The organism is Streptococcus sp. 1055 (assembly GCF_013276815.1).
Lineage (GTDB): Bacteria > Bacillota > Bacilli > Lactobacillales > Streptococcaceae > Streptococcus > Streptococcus pseudopneumoniae.
In genome coordinates this window covers 1-574 of the sequence record NZ_VMLT01000179.1, presented here as the reverse complement: position 1 = coordinate 574, position 574 = coordinate 1, and the positions used below count along the sequence as shown (strand labels likewise).

The following is a 574-nucleotide window of genomic DNA, read 5'->3' as shown; positions in this document are numbered from 1 at the left end:
AGTCAATTTTTTAGACATTGTTTACTCCTTTAGTTTTTATATTTCTTTTTCAATTAATTTCTGCTGAACAAACCAATCTAACAAGGGGAGAGTTTTATCTGTATTTGCCCATAAATGATAAGAATCGAAGACCGCTTGTACACTACCTAGATTTTCTACCAACTTATCTATTGTCAAAAAACTACGCCAGTATTCGTAAAAAATACTTGCATAGTTCTTATCATAAGTCGAAGAACCAAAATCATTCAATGAGTGCCAACCATACTTCTTCTGAAAAAGTTCTACAAGAGACTGATTACAAATTTTTTCCGCTTGAAATTCCTCTTCTGTCAAGAAATACTTGCGACTAATATATTCAACCATCCCCTCTTCGAACCAGATATAAGAGTCGTAACCATCAAAATCATCTAAAAAATGCTCCGACCAATGAGCTAACTCATGTCCTACAATCTGTAAGAGGAAATTTTCAGATAAAGAATGATAGTGACTTTCTATTGCTTGAGTTTGCTGAGAACACTCGTAGTTCAGCAACTGATACAAATACAACTCTTTCCAAACAGCTAAATCAGGCGTC

At 34.1% G+C, this 574-nt stretch carries 1 protein-coding gene; it reads right to left on the bottom strand.

The window, feature by feature from the left end:
• Window positions 1-36: 36 nt before the first annotated feature.
• A partial coding sequence (locus HT699_RS11495; RefSeq protein ID WP_191996337.1) for an elongation factor Tu occupies window positions 37-574 on the bottom strand: 538 nt, incomplete at its 5' end.